This window comes from Pseudomonas sp. 2822-17 (genome assembly GCF_002742485.1).
In the GTDB taxonomy this organism is placed as follows: Bacteria; Pseudomonadota; Gammaproteobacteria; order Pseudomonadales; family Pseudomonadaceae; genus Aquipseudomonas; species Aquipseudomonas cyclaminis.
The window spans coordinates 1-283 of the sequence record NZ_LJRZ01000668.1; the positions used below are offsets into that span (position 1 = coordinate 1).

Annotated in this window: 1 pseudogene; it reads right to left on the reverse strand. The window is 44.2% G+C overall.

Annotated features, from left to right (window positions below):
• Nucleotides 1–240 (reverse strand): annotated as a pseudogene (locus AOA60_RS32350) (hypothetical protein); the annotation flags it as partial.
• Nucleotides 241–283: the final 43 nt, after the last annotated feature.

Sequence of the window (283 nt, forward strand, 5' to 3'; positions counted from 1 at the left end):
GTGCATTTCAGCAGCCTCAAACATGAAAGGTGCATCAATCATTTGTGGTGTACCTTCAAGTTCAGTCATATCTTCGCTTAACTTAACAACACGTGCAGTTTGTGGATATTTTTGTTGCTCTTCAGTTGGGTTATCCCCACCTGGTATGTCTCCACCGTAATAAAGATAACCTTGACCATCATCATCTACGAAAACGGCTGGGTCAAACACCCAAACAACGCCTTCATTCCCTGGAGTCATATGATCTACTAAAGCTGATCCACGTGGGTCTGTCCATGGACCT